A 15,335-nucleotide genomic window follows, 5' to 3' on the forward strand; every position below is an offset into this window, starting at 1 on the left:
CACCGGGATCGACGCGGTCGTGTCCGGGTGCGGCGGCCCCTGGGACACGACCGCACGGCCGGGCCACACCGGCGCCAAGCCACCGTGACCGACAGCGTAGATCCGGGCCCGCGCCTCGGCCAGGAGACCGTGACCGACAGTGTCGATCCGGGACCGTGCCTTGACTAGGGAGCCGTGACCGACAGTGTCGATCCCGCCCTCGCCTTGGTGACCTTGAGCTGCGCCGGAATCCTGGTGCGCAGCTCCCCCACGTGGCTGACGATGCCGACCGCCCTCCCGCCGTCGCGCAACCCGTCGAGGATGTCGAGCACCCCGTCGAGCGTGTCCTCGTCGAGCGTGCCGAACCCCTCGTCCACGAACAGCATCCCGATCTCCGCGCCGCCCGCCTCCGCGCTCACTACGTCGGCCAGGCCCAGCGCCAGCGCCAGCGAGGTGATGAAGCTCTCCCCTCCCGACAGCGTCGCCGGGTCGCGGTCGACGCCCGTCCACGCGTCGAGCACCCGCAACCCGAGCCCGCCGCCCGCCCGTCCACGCGCGCCCGCCGTCTTGCGCAGGTCGTGCTGGAGCTGGTAGCGGCCGTCCGACATGTGGTCGAGGCGCTCATTGGCGGCGTCGACGACCTGCCTGAGCCGCTCGCCCAGCACGTACGACGACAGGCTCATACTCCACTGGTTGTCGCCCGAGGTGCCGTTGGCCAGCGCCGCCAGCCGTTCGGCCAGCCGATGCCGGTCGGCCGCGGGCTGCCAGCGGTCGAGACAGGCCACCAGCTCCTCGTGCAGCTCGGCCAGCCTGCGCACGCGCCGCTCCGCCCGGTCACGCGCCGAGGCCAGCGCGGTGTGCGCCCGTTCGGCCTCCTCCCTCGCGGCCGCCATCGCCGCCAGGTCAGGCACCGGCTCCGCCGCGGCGGCCACCAGCTCGGGGTCGGCCAGCGCGCGCGTCACCGCCGCGTGCGCGGCGTCGAGCTCGCGGAGCCGTTCGGCCTTCCGCTCCCTTTCTTCAGAGGTGCGTACGGCAGGCAGCACGTCCTCCACGTCCGCGAACCCCGCGGCCACGGCCGCCTGCTTCGCCGCCTCGACGGCCTTGCGGTGCTCGGCCGCGGCGGCCTCGGCGGCCTGCGTGGCCTCGTGGGCCTCGCGCATGAGCTGCGCCTCCTCCCGCAGCCGTTCGAGCCTGGCGGTGAGCGTCGGGTCGGCGCCCCTGGCGGCGTCGATGCGGGACGCCAGCCGTACGGTCTCGGCTTCGAGCTCCTCGCATCTGGTACGGCAGGCGGCCAGCCGCAGGCCGAGCTCGCGGAAGGCGTCGGCGGTGCCGGCGTGTTCGGCGGCCAGCTCGGCCGCCCTGGAGGCCAGCCGGGGATGCGCGGCGGCGGCCGACCTCAGCCTGGCCACCTCCCGGTCGGCCGCGTCGAGCTCGGCGGCGGCCCACGCTCTGGTGACCCGGGCCGCCCAGGTCCGCGGATCCGCCTGGCGGGCCGCGACCTCGGGCTGCCGCTCGTCCGCCCCGTCACCACCATCGGGCCTCGACCAGTCAGGCGAGGACAGGGCTGCTCCGGCGGCGACCGAAGAGGGAGCATCCCCCACGACGCCACCGCCCGTGATGCCACCGGAGTGCCCCGTGCCGGAGTGCCCCGTGCCGGAGTGCTCGGCGCCATAATGCCCAGAGCCAGGATGCCCAGCGTCGGAGTGCTCGGCGCCGAAGTGCCCTGCGCCGGGGTGCCCAGCGCCGGGGTGTCCGGTGGCGGAGCCGTTGAATCCGCCGTCATCCGCCCTGGAATCGACCGAAGCCGCGGCGGGGACCGAGGCCGGGGCAAGGAGCCGGGCGAGGGTGTCGAGGGCGTCGTCGAGCCGGGCGGTGATCTCCTCCGCCCGTTCGGCGGTCCTGGTCAGCTCGGTCAGCAGGCGGATCTCGTCGCCGAGCCGCCGCCTGCGCGCTCCCAGACCGGCGTCGGCGCCTCGAGCTGCTTCCAGGCGAGCGTGGATGCGCTCCCGCTCCCCCGTCAGCGCCGACACCTCCGCCCGCGCCTCCGTCAGCCGCCGCTCCGTCTCGTGGAGCTGGTCACGAGCCTGGTCCAGCTCCGACTCCAGCGCCAGCACGGCGCGCTCGCACGCGGACTCCTCCCCAGCCAGCGCCGCCAGCACCGCCATCTCGCCCTCGACGACGGCCAGTTCCGCCTCCGCAACCTCGGGGGCGGGGGCCTCGGCCAGTTCGTCCAGCCGCGAGATGAGCGAGGACAGCAGCCCGTCGGACGCCTGCCGCTCGGCGAGCGCGGCGTCATAGGCGGCCTGCGCCTCGATCTCGTCATCTGCGGCATAGGCGATCCCGGCGGGGGCGGCGGGCGCGGGGTGCTCGGCCGACCCACACACCGCGCACGGCTGCCCGTCGGCCAGCTCGGCCGCCAGTTCGGCCGCCATCCCGTCGATGCGGGCCTGCCGTACCTCCTGCAACCGGTCGCGGAGGTCCTGTGCGAGCTCGACCGCCATGCCATGGGCGGCGCGTGCGGCCTCCAGGTCGCCTTCCAGCTCCTGCCGCCGCCCGGCCGCCGCGAGCCGGGACGCCGCCGCATCCCGGGCGGCCGCCGCCGACGGCAGTCGGCCGGCGGCGGCACGCGCCTCCGCCAGCCGCGCCGCCATGTCGTGAAGCGTGGCGGGAAGCTCGTCCACGGCGGCCCGGCCCGTGGCTTCACGTTCGGCGAGGGTGCCGAGCTCTCCGGTCAGTACGGCGAGCCGTTCGTCGAGCTCGGCGAGCCTGGCCTCGTCGGCGCGCAACCCTTCGAGAGCGGCGAGCTGGTCGCGCATCGCGCGTTCGGCCGGCCGCGCCCACGCCGTGACGCTCCGCCACGGCGCTTGCTGCCCGGGAGGACCAGCCGCTGCTGCGGCCACGCTGGTGTCGCCGGAGTCGGCCAGGTGGTCCGCCAGGTTCGCGAGCGCATCGCCGAGCGCGAGATCCCGCCGGCGGATGGCGTGCTCGGCGCCGACCGGATCCGTCAGCCAGGCCACCAACTCGTCGATGACCGGCCGGGTCGCCGCCTCGCCACCGGCCACACCGGTCCTACCGGGGCGGATCCGGCCCGCCTCCAGGTCATCCAGAGGCAGACCGCCTGGGCGGGCGGCCTTCTCACCAACTCCGGCCACACCAGAACCAGGCAGACCCGCCGCCGGGCCAGCCAGGGCCAGATCACCCGGGCGGGCGGCCTTCTCACCAACTCCGGCCACACCGGTCCTACCGGACCCGAGCAGATCTGCCGCCCTGTCAGCCAGGGCCAGATCACCCGGGCGGGCGCTCGTCTCATCGACTCCGGCGATACCGGTCGACGCGCCGGTCCTGCTGGAACCCGTCAGGCCCGGCGCCTCGTCGACCCCAGTGGGGTCAGCCGGCGGGGATGCCGTCTCACCACGGAGTGCGCCGGTCTTCCCGGGACGGGGCAGGTCTCCCGGCTGGTCAGCCGCGACCGGGTCAGCCACGTGGGTGGCCGGCTCGTCGGCGGCGAAGTCGCCCACGCCTGTTGTCGCGTGGGTGGTCGGCTCATCGCCGGCAGAATCCTCCGCAACGGTCACCGCGCCAGCACTGCCCGGGGGGGCCGCACAGGTCAGGTCAGCTTCGGCTGGGCCTGCCGAACGGGTCACTTCGGCCCGGCCTGCCGAACGGGTCAGATCGGTCAGGTGGGCTTCGGCCGGGCCCGTCAAGTGGGTCAGCAGGTCGGTGAGCGCATACGCGAGGGCCGGGTCGCGAAGGCGGGCAGCCAGGGCCGTCCGGGCGGCGGCGAGGTCGGCCAGCAAGTGGTCGCGGCGTTCGATCGCCTCGAGACGTGTGGCGGCGCCGGACCTGGCGACCTCTGCGCCGGGGATCATCGCCGCGTCGAGCCTGGCCTTGGCCACGGCGTCATCGGCCGCCTTCACCAGGCCCGGGAGTTCTTCCAGACGGGCGGCTGCTGCGCGCTCCCTGGTGGACAGCGCCACGATCTCCTGCTCACCGGCGCGCAGCTCGTGCCGGAGCTGGACGAGCCTGCTCTCGTCGGCGAGCAGTTCCGAGACCCTGGTGATCTCGCCCAGCCGTTCCCGCTCGAGCTCCGCCAGCACGCCCGGAGCAACCGCGAATCCGGGCGAGCCGGCTTCAGACCGGCCAGGGAATCCCCCGTCCCCGAGCGCGTAGGCGTCCGGTCGGCCTGGGGAACGGCCGGGCCTGTGCGCGTCGGCTCCAGGCTCGTCCAGATCTGGGCCGCCGGGTCGCCCACCATCGTCGAAGGCTTCCCGGCCTTTGTCCTGAGGGGCGCCGGAAGAGGTGAGCGGATCAACGGCTGGGCGGCTGCCCGGGGTTGGGGTCGTGGGGGCGAGGTGCGCCCGGGTGTCGAGGAAGGGGGTGGCGCGGGCTATCGCGTCGGTGGCGAGGTGCCGAGCCTTGCTCGCGGCGGCGGCACGCTGGCGGGCGGCGTTGATCAGCGGCAGCACGCGGTCGGCGCGTGCCGCCTCGTCGAGGACCGTGAGCAGGTCGGAACGCTCCTCCGCGCGTTCGTCGAACGTGCGGCGCTGGGCCAGCGCGTCGGCGTGGCGGCGCTGCCGGTCGGCCAGCGCGCTCGCCCGCTCGAACCTCTCGCGGTGCTCCCGCAGGGCCGCCTCCCCTGCCTCGCACGCCTGCGTTGCACGGTTCACCACCGCCGCGGCCGCCGCGCGCAACAGGCCGGACCACGCCAGCGGGTCGCTCTCCGCCGTCGGCGGGTCGTCGGCGCCACTACGGGGAGCGGGCACGGCGCCCGGCGACACGGCGCGCACCGCGGCGCTGCGAGCGGCTCGGGGAGCGGGAACATGCGAGCCAGGGTCGAGCCCCTCGGCATCGGGACCCACGCCGCCAGGAACGGAACCCCTGCCGTCAGCGACCCGCCCCATGGCGCCGGGCGCGGAGCCGGAACCGTCACCACCGGCGCCGATGACCCCAGGAGCGGAGCCAGAACCGTCATCGCCCAAGGCGGCGCCAGGAGCGGTGACCAGACCGTCGTCCCTCAAGCCCACGCCGCCGGCAGCGGAGCCCGAACCGTCGCCGCCCGCGCCGGTGCCAGGAGCGGAAACCAGACCGTCGCCGTCCGCAGCGCAGGCAAGGCCGTCGGGTCGGGACGAGGCGGCCTCGAGGACGTCGCCCGCCGCCTCCTCCAGCCGCTTGACCGCGTACTCGACCTCCTGCCGCCCCTCCTGCGACTCCCGCCAGGTCTGCTTGCGCCGTTCGGCCAGCCACGCCTCCGCCGCGGTGAACACCTTCACCGTGAACAACCGCTCCAGCAGCCGCCGCCGTTCCTCCCCGTCGGCCCGCAGGAAGCGCGCGAAGTCGCCCTGCGGCAGCATCGCGACCTGGCAGAACTGGTCGGCGTTCATCCCGAGCAGCCCGCCCACCAGGTCGCCCGCCTCGTCGGCGCGGGTGGTCAGCCCCTGCCAGCCCTCCTCGCGGACGTGCTCGGAGACGATGACCTTCGCCTTCTCCTCGGTGACGCCGGTGCCGCGCAGCTTGGGTCGCGTCCAGGCGGGCGAGCGCTGGATGCGCAGCAACCGCCCCCGCAGCGTCACCTCGAGCGTCACCGAAGGCCCCACCGACGGCGGCGCGTGGTCGCAGCGCAGGCTGCGCGCGCTGTTGCGCTGCCCCGGCACCACGCCGTAGAGGGCGAAGCAGAGCGCGTCGAGCAGCGTGGTCTTGCCCGCGCCCGTGGGCCCGTGGACGAGGAACAGCCCCGCCTCCGACAGGGTGTCGAAGTCGACCGTCTCGGTGCCGGGGAAGGACCCGAAAGCGGTGAGGGTCAGCCGGTGCGGCCGCATCTAGACCATGACCTCCTTGATCCTCGACGCCTCGACGGCCTCGCGCAGCAGCCGCTCCTCCAGGGGGTCGGCGGGCTCGCCTCTGACCTCGCGCACGAAGTCGAGTGCCACCTCGACCTCCGGGCGCCCGGCCAGCCGTACGGGGCGGCGGGCGGGGGCGGCGCCCTGCGGGTCGAAGGCGAGGGCGAGCGTGTGCGGGAAACGGGCGCGCAGCCGGTCCATCGCCGACCTGGGGCGCACCGCGTCGGTCAGGGTGACGTGGAGCCAGTGGCCCTCGCGCGCGGCGAGCGCGGGGTCGGCCAGCAGGTCGTCGAGCGTGCCGCGCAGCCTGCCGACGGGGCGGGGCACGGGCGCGGGCACGAAGTCGGCGCCGGGTGAGCCGACCGTCACCAGCCACGAGCCCTTCACGTGGTCGGTCTCGGAGAAGGAGTAGGCCAGCGGCGAGCCGGAGTAGCGGACGTGGTCGGCCATCCGCTGGCGGCCGTGCAGGTGGCCGAGCGCGACGTAGTCGACCCCGTCGAAGGCGGCGAGCGGCACGTGGGCGACGCCGCCGACGCTGATGTCGCGCTCGCTGTCGCTGGCCGTGCCGCCGGCCACGAAGGCGTGGGCGAGCACCACGGAGTGGCGGTGCCGTACGGCGTCGGCCCTGATCAGCCCCATCGCGTGGGACAGGGCCGCGGTGTGGCTGCGCTCGGCCAGCTGCCACGGGCCGCGCACCAGCTCGGGCTCCAGGTAGGGGATGCCGTAGAGGGCGACGTCGCCGACGACCACGGGCTGCCACGCGCGCGTGGGGTCGGTACGCAGGTGGACGCCCGCCGCGTCGATGAGATCGGCGCCGAAGCCGAGACGGCGGGCCGAGTCGTGGTTGCCGCTGATCATGACGACTCGGGCGCCCGCCGCGACGAGCCGGCGCAGCGCCTCGTTGCAGAGCGCCACGGCGTCGACGGGCGGCAGTGCCCGGTCGTAGACGTCGCCGGAGACCGCGACGACGTCGACCTTCTCCGCGCGCACGGTCTCGACCAGGTGGTCGACGAACGCCGCCTGCGCCTCGATGAGGCTCTCGCGGTGGAAGGACCTGCCGAGGTGCCAGTCGGAGGTGTGCAGGAGGCGCATGTCGCAGGAAGCTAACAGTTCCCACCGACAAAAGCAGGCTCAACGACATCCAGAGCATCACTCCACCCCCGGGAGTAGGCTGAAAGATCAGCGGGCAGACCAACTCACATGGAGAGGCCGATGCGCAACGGCCGAGGCACATTGAGCGTGGCGGTCGGCTTGGTGCTGATGGCCCTCGCCACGGTCGGCTACGCGCTACCCCCTGCCTTCGACCCCCCGCCCCTGGCCGCCGACCCGGTCTTCCAGTCGCTGCCGCCGCAGTCGGCGGCCGAGCGGCGGCCCGTGGCGGCCACCGGCACGTTCCGCACCGAGCGCTTCTCCATCGCCGCCGAGGGCCAGTGGCTGCACGGCACGATCAGGGCGCCGCTGGCGCCGGGCAGGCATCCGGCGATGGTGTTCGTGTCGGGTTCGGGCAACGGGTCGAGGGAGGAGTTCACGCCCCAGGCCGAGTTCCTCGCCAGGGCGGGTGTGGTGACGCTCGCCTACGACAAGCGCGAGGTCGGCTACAACTTCCGCAGCAGGGACTTCGGCCTGCTCGCCGACGACGTGCTGCGCATGGTGGCGCATCTGCGCGCCAGGCCCGACGTCGATCCGCTGCGCACCGGCGTGTGGGGCGTCAGCGAGGGCGGCTGGGTGGTGCCGATCGCCGCGGCCAAGAGCACCGACGTGGGCTTCGTCGTGCTGGTCTCCTCGCCGAACGTCTCGCCGCTGCGCCAGGTCGCGTGGGCGCTGAACGAGCAGTTGCTGCGCCTGCACGCCCCGATCGGCGCGCGCGACCTGCTGACCAGGGCGATGGGCGGGGTGGGCTTCGACTTCCTGCGCTACGACGCGACGCCGGCGCTGGAGCGGATCAGCCAACCGGTCCTGGCCCTGTACGGCACGGCCGACCCGTCCATCCCGTTCGTGGAGAGCACCGAGGCGCTGATCAAGGGCTTGACGAAGGCCGGCAACGCCAAGTACACGATCCGCTACCTGGCCAGGGCGGACCACGCGATGCGTATCAGCGGCGGCCCGTTCACCCCCGGTTACCTCGACACGCTCGGCAACTGGATCCTCGGCCTGCCCCGCACCGCCGAGCCCCCGCTGCACCTGGCGGGCGCCACCCCGGTGCAGCGCTTCGCGGCCAGCGACGTGCCCGCCGCGCCCTGGTACGCCGGCGGGGCGATGCTCGGGCTGACGATCTGCCTGGCGGCCGTCGGCTACGTCGCCGGTCCCGTCGCGGTGATGTTCGTACGGCTGCGCGGCCGCCACACCACGCTGGAGGAGACCAACGCCAGGCTGTGGCCGCCGATCCGGCGCCGGCTGCGCCGGATGGCCTGGACGGGCGTCGGTCTGCTGGCCGCGGTGCTGGCCTTCATCACGCTGCTGGTGATGTTCTCGATCAACCAGGCGGGCGCGTGGCCCGCCGTGCTCGCCGGTTGGCTGGTCGTGCGGGTGCTGGCCGTCCTCATGCTGCTGCAGGAGGTGACGGCCGTGGCGGCGGTGGTGTCGGGCCTGCGTGAGGGCATGCGGCCGAGCAGGTGGCAGCACGTGGCCATCGCGGGCGTGCTCGGCGGCACGGGCCTGCTGCTGGTGGCCGCCGCCTACTACGGCCTGTTCGCCTTCCCCTGGTGAGCGAGGGGGCTCCGGTGACCGCCGCTTGCCTGTCGCGTGCGCTGTCCCCGGCGGCCGGGGCCTCCTGTCGCGCCGGGCCTGTTCCGGTGGTTCAGAGGTAGGCGCGCTGCCATCGCTCGATCTGGTCGAAGACCTGCTTGCGCACGGGCTCGGCCGACAGCACCAGGTCGTGGATGCCGTCCTGGACGCGTACGCAGGTGACGTGCGGGCCGAGCGAGGTGGACCAGCGGGCGATCTGCCGCGGGTCGAGCACCACGTCGGCCGAGCGCGCCTCGGGCACGAAGTCGCGCACGCGCAGGCCGGTCGAGGCGGCCATCACCAGCACGGGGACGTCGACGGCGAGCCCCCCGTGCAGGCGGCGCTGCGCCCTGCGGATCGCGGCGAGCCACGTGGCGTGCACGTCGAACCCGCCGAGGGGTTTGAGCTGCAGGTCGAAGTCCCATTCGCCGCCGTGGTCGCGGTGGATGCTCTTGCCGTAGGCGGTGCTGAGGCCGAGCGGCAGCGGCCGCGTGGTGTAGGACAGCGGCGTCTTCAGCAGGTCGGCGGCCAGCCGCAGCGGATAGGGCACGTTGAGGTCGAAGAACGGGCTGTTGAGCACCAGCGCGTCGAACAGGCCCCGGCCGCGCACCCTGTCGGCCCATAGCGCGGCGACCAGGCCGCCGGTGGAGTGGGCGTTGACGACGAGCTGGTCGTGGCCCTCGCGGATGATCCGCACCGCCTGGTCGATCTCGGGGAAGTAGTCGGTGACGCTCCTGATCAGCCCCCTGGTCTGGTGCGGGAGCAGCGACCTGCCGTACTTGCGCAGGTCGAGGGCGTAGAAGTCGAAGCCCTGGTCGAGGTAGAAGTCGGCCAGGTGGTCCTGGAAGAAGTAGTCGGTGAAGCCGTGGAGGTAGAGGACCGCGCGGCGCGAGCCGGCCGTCCTGGCGAGGAGCGTCGCCACGACTTCGCCCTCGAAGTCGGTGGGGAGCTTCAGGACCGTTGTCTCGTACACGCTAGTCACCCTAGGGATTTTCCGGCCAGAACGGCACATCCGCCTCGCTCGCCTTCGTGGTGAAGCGGGCCGGGCGGCGCGCACCGGGTCGTCGGCATCGCAACGGTCAAAAGCTTCGATCATTTCCCTACGCATGGTCCACGTGAACTCGTTCCGGCGTTCCGGGCGATTCAATATCAGGGTGGCGATTCCGTCTGCCAGGGCATGGACCGAATGTTATTCGGTCGGCAGGGTTTGCTGGATGTTCACCCCCACATAGGTAGATATTTCGTACAAGTCCGTAGGCTCCCGTCGGCCTAGGACGGAGCGCACGGGGAAGCGGGTAACGCGTGGGGCACAGGACGAAACCTGCCGGTTCGGGCGCTGTCGTGGGCTGGACGCTGCTCTCCGCGATCGCCCCGGGGGCCGCCCACCTGCGGGCGGGCCGGCGCAGGACCGGGCTGGCCCTGCTGATCGGCTACGCCGTGCTGCTGCTCGGCCTGCTGTGGCTGGTGCTGACGGCCGACGGCGACCTGGTGGGCGCGCTGGCGGGCGCGCTGACCTCCGACTCGCTGCTGACCGTGGTCATCATCGCCGTCGTGGCGCTGGGCCTGGGCTGGTTCGCCCTGATCCTGCACTCCTACCTGGTGCTGGCTCCCGGCAGGCTGCCCCAGGCGGGGCAGATCCTCAGCGGCACGCTCGCGGGACTGCTGGCCGTCGGGATGGTCCTGCCGTTCGGGCTCGCGGCGCAGTACGTGTGGGTCTACCAGCAGACGCTCAACAGCGTCTTCGACACCCCCACCGAGCCGCAGGCGGCCGAGCAGGCGCCGAAGGACCCGTGGGCGGACCGGACACGGGTCAACGTCCTGCTGCTCGGCGGTGACGCCGACGACAACAGGATCGGCGTGCGGACCGACAGCATGCACGTGGCCAGCATCGACGTGAAGTCGGGCAACACCGTGCTGTTCAGCCTGCCGCGCAACCTGGAGGACGTCCGCTTCCCTCCCGGCACCCCGATGGCCGAGCGCTTCCCCCAGGGGTTCAGGCTGCCGCCCGACGCGAACGGCGGGCGCAGTGACCTGCTCAACAGCGTCTGGGAGTACGCCGACGCGCACCCGGAGATCTTCGGCGGCAAGAAGCGGCAGGGCCCGCACGTGCTGAAGGAGACCATCGGCTACACCCTCGGCCTCAAGATCGACTGGTACGCGCTGGTCAACATGTGGGGCTTCGCCCGGCTGATCGACGCGATCGGCGGCATCGAGCTCACCGTCGAGCAGGACGTCGTCTTCGGCAAGTACAACGAGGGCCTGGTCAAGGCGGGAACGCGCCGGCTCAAGGGCGCCGACGCCATGTGGTACGCCCGCTCGCGCACCTTCAGCGACGACTTCACCCGGATGCGCAGGCAGCGCTGCGTGATGGGCGCCCTGCTCACCCAGGCCGACCCGGCCACGGTGCTGCTGAGGTTCAACGGCATCGCCGCGGCGACGAAGCAGCTGGTGCGGACCGACATCCCCCGTCCGGTGCTGGAGCACCTGGTGCCGCTCGCGCTGAAGGTGAAGAGCGCCAGGGTGACCAGCGTGCAGTTCGTCCCGCCGCTGATCAACACCGGCTACCCCGACTGGGTGAAGATCCGTGCGGTGACCGCCAAGGCGCTGCGCGACTCGGTCAGGCCCCGGCCCAGCGCCGCCACGGCCGACCAGTCCGCCACTCCCACAGCCACGCCATCAGGGACGCCGTCGGGCACGCCCGCGGCCAGGCCGTCCGGCACGCCCACGCCGAAGCCCCGCGACGTCGCCGCCCCCAAGGGCATCACGGACGGCTGCGCGGCGCCCTAGTGGTGAGAAACGTGGACGTTTCTCATGAGTAGCGGCCGAGCGTCCGCAGCAGCAGGTCCCGCAGCTGGACGCGCTCGGCCTCGGTCAGCGTGGCCAGCGGCTCGGCGGCGAACCCGAGGGTGCCGCTGAGCTCGTCGACCACGCGCCTGCCCTCCTCGGTCAACGCGACGTTCTTCACCCGGCGATCGGCCGGGCTCGCCACCCGTCCGGCCAGCCCGCGCCGCTCCAGCCGGTCGACGATGCCCGTCACGTTGGACGGGTCGCACCGGAACAGCTCCGCCATGCGGCGCATGGGCAGCGGCTCGCGTGACAGCAGGACCAGCGCCTTGGCCTGGAGCGCGGTCAGCTGCCGGTCGGCGGCCGCCTGCTCGTAGGCCTCGTTGTACCTGGCCGCCACCTCGGCCATCAGGGCCACGACCTCCCGTGTCACGCTCATGCCGTTGAGTATAGTTGATGCATCTCAACTATTTAGGGGGATCAACCATGCCTCGTCAGTTCGTCCTGGCCTCGCGGCCGTCCGGCTGGCCGACCACCGGCAACTTCGCGCTCGAAGAGGCTCCCGCCCAGCCGCTGGAAGAGGGCCAGATCAGGGTCCACAACCAGTTCATGTCCGTGGACCCCTACATGCGGGGGCGGATGAACGACGTCGAGTCGTACGTCCCGCCGTTCGAGCTCGGCCGGCCGCTCGACGGCGGCGCGGTCGGCGAGGTCGTCGAGTCGCGCGCGCCCGGCTTCGCCCCCGGCGACCTGGTCCTGCACGGGCTCGGCTGGCGCGACGAGGCCGTGCTCGACGGCGCCCGCGCCAGGAAGGTGGCACCCGTCGAGGGGCTGCCGAACTCGGCGTTCCTGTCCGTGCTCGGCATGACGGCGCTGACCGCCTACGTGGGGCTGCTCGACGTGGCCTCCTTCAAGGAGGGCGAGGCGGTGTTCGTCTCGGGCGCGGCGGGGGCGGTCGGCGGCATCGCCGGCCAGATCGCCAAGCTCAAGGGCGCCTCCCGGGTGATCGGCAGCGCCGGATCGGCCGAGAAGGTCGCCTACCTGCGCGACATCGGGTTCGACGCGGCGTTCGACTACCGGCAGGCACCGGTGGCCGAGCAGCTCAGGGCGGCCGCGCCGGACGGGATCGACGTGTACTTCGACAACGTGGGCGCGGACCACCTGGAGGCCGCCATCGGGTCGCTGCGGACCTTCGGCAGGGTGGCCATGTGCGGGGCGATCGCGGCCTACAACACCACCGAGCCGCCCGCCGCCCCGCGCAACCTGGCCCTGGCGATCGGCAAACGGCTGACGCTGCGCGGATTCATCGTGAGCGACCACATGAACCGGATGTCCGACATGGTGACGGAGATCGGCGGGTGGCTGCGCGAGGGCAGGATCTCCTACCAGGAGACGGTCGTCGACGGCCTCGAGAACGCGCCCGAGGCGTTCCTGGGGATGCTGCGCGGCGAGAACACCGGCAAGATGATCGTCCGCGTGTAGCCGTCAGGCGCGGAAGGAGTCCTTCGCCAGCCGCCGCACGCGGTCCTCGTCGATCGAGTGCCCGAGGCCCGGCTGGGTCAGCGGCACCGCCACCACCCCGCCCGACGCCCCGACCGCCGGTGTCACGATCTGCGCGTTGCGCGGCGGCTGGGTCACGTCACACGGCAGCGTGCATCCCGGCAGGCTGGCCACCGCGACCGCCGCGGCCCGCGCCAGCCCCGCACCCTGGCCGCCGGCGCACTGGATGTCCCACCCGGCGGCCGCGGCGCGGTCGTGCGCCCTGCGGGCGTCGCTCAGGGACGGCAGCGCCGCCGGCCTCAGCAGCAGCACCTTCGCCGCGCGCAGCGTCAGGTAGTCGTCGAGCTCGGCGGTCGAGCGCGGCTCGACCGCGACCGAGGCGCGCACCCTGTCCTGCAGATCGGCGTGGGCGTAGGGGTCGTCGACGGGGAACGGCCGCTCGATCACCTCCAGGCCGTACTCGTCGAGCGCGGCCAGTTGCTCGGAGGAGGTGTACGCGCCGCCGCAGTCGACGGCGAGGCTCAGGGCGGGATAGGTCTGCCGTACGGCACGCACGGGCTCGATGTCCCACCCGGGTCGCACGTCCAGCGTCACGTGCGCGTAGCCGCCACAGATCTGCTGGTTGACCCGGGCGACGAGGCTCTCGGTGGACGGGTCGAGCCCCAGCCGGACCGTCGCCATGAGCGAGGTGCCGCCCCCGCCGAGCGCGTGGGACAGGGGGACGCCGCGCATCTTGGTCCACAGGTCCCACAGCGCCATGTCGACCGCGCTGCCCCCGCCCGGCACCTGGTCGGGATGCTCCCAGTCGACGCCGATGAGCCGCGCGGCCAGCCCCTCCTCCAGGGCGCCCCACAGCTTCGGCTCGGGCGAGACGATCTCGCCCCATCCGCTCATCCCCCCGTGGTCGGTGAGCCGGACGAGCAGGGTTTCCGGTCGCCTGCCGTACGGCAGGACCAACCGGAAGACCTCCAGCTCGCGCACTCGCGGCATGTTTCCCCCTAAGAACGGACTCCTTCCATGGTGCCCGGAGGAACCGGCTGCGCCAAACGGGGCGCGATCACGGCGGCCAGGACGGCGAGCGCGAAGGCGAAGGCGAACCCGACCACGTAGTGCTCGCCGCTGGCGGTGAACAGGGCGCCGGTGACCGCGACGGCCACGACGGTGAAGACGGACTCGCCGACGCCGACGGCCGCGGTGTTCTGGCCCTCCTCGCCCGGCTTGGACCTCTCCAGCACCAGCACCGAGACCGTCGGGTGCAGGGCGCCGATGCCCAGGCCGGAGATCGCCATGGCGACGTAGGCGAGCGCGATGGGCACGGCATCGACCAGGACGAGCGCGATCAGCGCGATGCCGAGGGCGATCATCAGGGCGCCGCCGCGCAGGGCGGCCAGGTTGCCGACGGTGCCGCGGCCCTTGATCCACGATCCGGTGGACCAGCCGAGCGCGCCGACGGTCAGGACGACGCCGGCGCCGATCGGCGACATGCCGCGTTCGTTGATGAGCATGAGCGGGATCAGCACCTGGGCGGCGGTCAGCGAGCCGAAGGCCAGGCCGCGCAGCACGGGGGCGGTCGGCAGGCCGGGGGCGGACCTGAGGGAGCCGGGCAGCAGCAGCCTGGGCAGCGCCACGGCCAGCAGGACCACGCCGGCGACCAGCAGCGGGACGCCGCCGAGGGCCAGCGCGCTGCCGTACTGGATCAGGGCGGCGGCCACGGCCGTCAGGGTCGCCCAGACGAGCTTGCCGCCCAGGCCGGGGGCGGGCTCGGCGGTGCCGGTGTCGAGCCGGAGGCCCGCCGTACCGCGCCAGAGCACCAGGGCGGACGGGACCACGATCAGGGCCACGCCGAGGAAGACCCAGCGCCAGTCGACGTTCTCCACGACCAGGCCCGCGATCGCGGGGCCGACCATGGACGGGATGACCCACGCGGCCGAGAACAACGCGAACACCTTGGGATGCATCGCCTGCGGATAGGCCCTGGCGACCAGGACGTAGAGGGAGACCTGGATCAGGCCGGCGCCGAGGCCCTGGATGAAGCGGCCCCCGACGAACACCTCCATGGTGGGTGCGAACCCGGCGATCAGCAGCCCGCCGACAAAGGTGACCACGCCGACGGCGATGGGCGGCAACGGCCCTTTCACGTCGCTCCACCGGCCGCCGAGGACGGTCGCGATCACGCTGGCTGCCAGGGTGGCGCTGAAGGCGAGGTTGTACAGGTGCATGCCGTCGAGCTCGCGGGCGACGACGGGCATGGCGGTGGCCACCGCCATCGCCTCGAACGCCACGAGCATGACGAGCGCGACCAGGCCGAAGCTGAGGGACCGGTACGCGCTGGACACCACACTGACGGGAGGAGCGGGGTCAAGGGTCGCTTTCATGCCGGAAACGTATGGGTGGGGCGGGGTCCGGCACATCGGGCAGGGGTCCTAGGCATTTGGTCTGACGACCGGCGGCACCGGCCCGGCCGGTCCGCGTCCCGCCTCGGACCACCCGGGGCCGGTCGGGGCAGGTCGC

General features: G+C 73.2%; 9 protein-coding genes. 3 read left to right on the plus strand and 6 right to left on the minus strand.

The window, feature by feature from the left end; translation table 11 throughout:
• Nucleotides 1-164: 164 nt before the first annotated feature.
• Together ABZX22_RS10500 and ABZX22_RS10505 are read right to left on the minus strand one after the other, a co-directional pair.
• The gene (locus ABZX22_RS10500; RefSeq protein WP_354907373.1) at nt 165-5,795 is read right to left on the minus strand and encodes an AAA family ATPase; all 5,631 of its coding nucleotides are present in this window, start codon (nt 5,793-5,795) and stop codon (nt 165-167) included.
• Nucleotides 5,796-6,908, minus strand: a complete 1,113-nt coding sequence (locus ABZX22_RS10505; protein ID WP_354907374.1) for an exonuclease SbcCD subunit D — start codon at nt 6,906-6,908, stop codon at nt 5,796-5,798. It abuts the gene before it with no gap.
• A 120-nt stretch (nt 6,909-7,028) separates the two neighbouring features.
• Here ABZX22_RS10505 and ABZX22_RS10510 point away from each other — a divergent pair, with 120 nt between their 5' ends.
• Entirely contained in the window at nt 7,029-8,522 is a 1,494-nt protein-coding gene (locus ABZX22_RS10510; protein WP_354907375.1) for a prolyl oligopeptidase family serine peptidase, read from the plus strand.
• A gap of 91 nt (nt 8,523-8,613) precedes the next feature.
• Here the strand turns inward: ABZX22_RS10510 and ABZX22_RS10515 are convergent, their stop codons facing one another.
• Nucleotides 8,614-9,513 carry an alpha/beta hydrolase gene (locus ABZX22_RS10515; RefSeq protein ID WP_354907376.1) on the minus strand — a complete coding sequence of 300 codons (900 nt, stop codon included), beginning with the start codon at nt 9,511-9,513 and terminating at the stop codon, nt 8,614-8,616.
• A 368-nt stretch (nt 9,514-9,881) separates the two neighbouring features.
• Between ABZX22_RS10515 and ABZX22_RS10520 the strand changes: the two genes are divergently transcribed.
• Entirely contained in the window at nt 9,882-11,327 is a 1,446-nt protein-coding gene (locus ABZX22_RS10520; RefSeq protein WP_354907377.1) for an LCP family protein, read from the plus strand.
• A gap of 22 nt (nt 11,328-11,349) precedes the next feature.
• Here ABZX22_RS10520 and ABZX22_RS10525 read toward each other — a convergent pair whose 3' ends face one another.
• Complete coding sequence (locus ABZX22_RS10525; RefSeq protein WP_354907378.1) at nt 11,350-11,763, minus strand: MarR family transcriptional regulator; 414 nt, start codon at nt 11,761-11,763, stop codon at nt 11,350-11,352.
• 47 nt (nt 11,764-11,810) lie between these two features.
• On the opposite strand from ABZX22_RS10525, the gene ABZX22_RS10530 reads away from it, so the two are divergent.
• Nucleotides 11,811-12,806 (plus strand): NADP-dependent oxidoreductase, encoded by a 996-nt coding sequence (locus ABZX22_RS10530; protein ID WP_354907379.1) that lies wholly within the window; start codon nt 11,811-11,813, stop codon nt 12,804-12,806.
• Between the two features lie 3 nt (nt 12,807-12,809).
• On the opposite strand, the gene ABZX22_RS10535 is transcribed toward ABZX22_RS10530, so the two are convergent.
• Nucleotides 12,810-13,814 (minus strand): enolase C-terminal domain-like protein, encoded by a 1,005-nt coding sequence (locus tag ABZX22_RS10535; protein ID WP_354907380.1) that lies wholly within the window; start codon nt 13,812-13,814, stop codon nt 12,810-12,812.
• A gap of 8 nt (nt 13,815-13,822) precedes the next feature.
• Nucleotides 13,823-15,199 (minus strand): MFS transporter, encoded by a 1,377-nt coding sequence (locus tag ABZX22_RS10540; protein ID WP_354907381.1) that lies wholly within the window; start codon nt 15,197-15,199, stop codon nt 13,823-13,825.
• Nucleotides 15,200-15,335: the final 136 nt, after the last annotated feature.

Origin of the sequence: Nonomuraea sp. NPDC003804 (assembly GCF_040610675.1) — a bacterium.
In the GTDB taxonomy this organism is placed as follows: Bacteria; Actinomycetota; Actinomycetes; order Streptosporangiales; family Streptosporangiaceae; genus Nonomuraea.

Bases quoted from the DNA above. Each gene is read 5' to 3' on its own strand.
- ABZX22_RS10500 (WP_354907373.1), bottom strand. From the start codon at position 5,795: ATGCGGCCGCACCGGCTGACCCTCACCGCTTTCGGGTCCTTCCCCGGC.
- ABZX22_RS10505 (WP_354907374.1), bottom strand. From the start codon at position 6,908: ATGCGCCTCCTGCACACCTCCGACTGGCACCTCGGCAGGTCCTTCCAC.
- ABZX22_RS10510 (WP_354907375.1), top strand. From the start codon at position 7,029: ATGCGCAACGGCCGAGGCACATTGAGCGTGGCGGTCGGCTTGGTGCTG.
- ABZX22_RS10525 (WP_354907378.1), bottom strand. From the start codon at position 11,763: ATGAGCGTGACACGGGAGGTCGTGGCCCTGATGGCCGAGGTGGCGGCC.
- ABZX22_RS10530 (WP_354907379.1), top strand. From the start codon at position 11,811: ATGCCTCGTCAGTTCGTCCTGGCCTCGCGGCCGTCCGGCTGGCCGACC.
- ABZX22_RS10535 (WP_354907380.1), bottom strand. From the start codon at position 13,814: ATGCCGCGAGTGCGCGAGCTGGAGGTCTTCCGGTTGGTCCTGCCGTAC.
- ABZX22_RS10540 (WP_354907381.1), bottom strand. From the start codon at position 15,199: ATGAAAGCGACCCTTGACCCCGCTCCTCCCGTCAGTGTGGTGTCCAGC.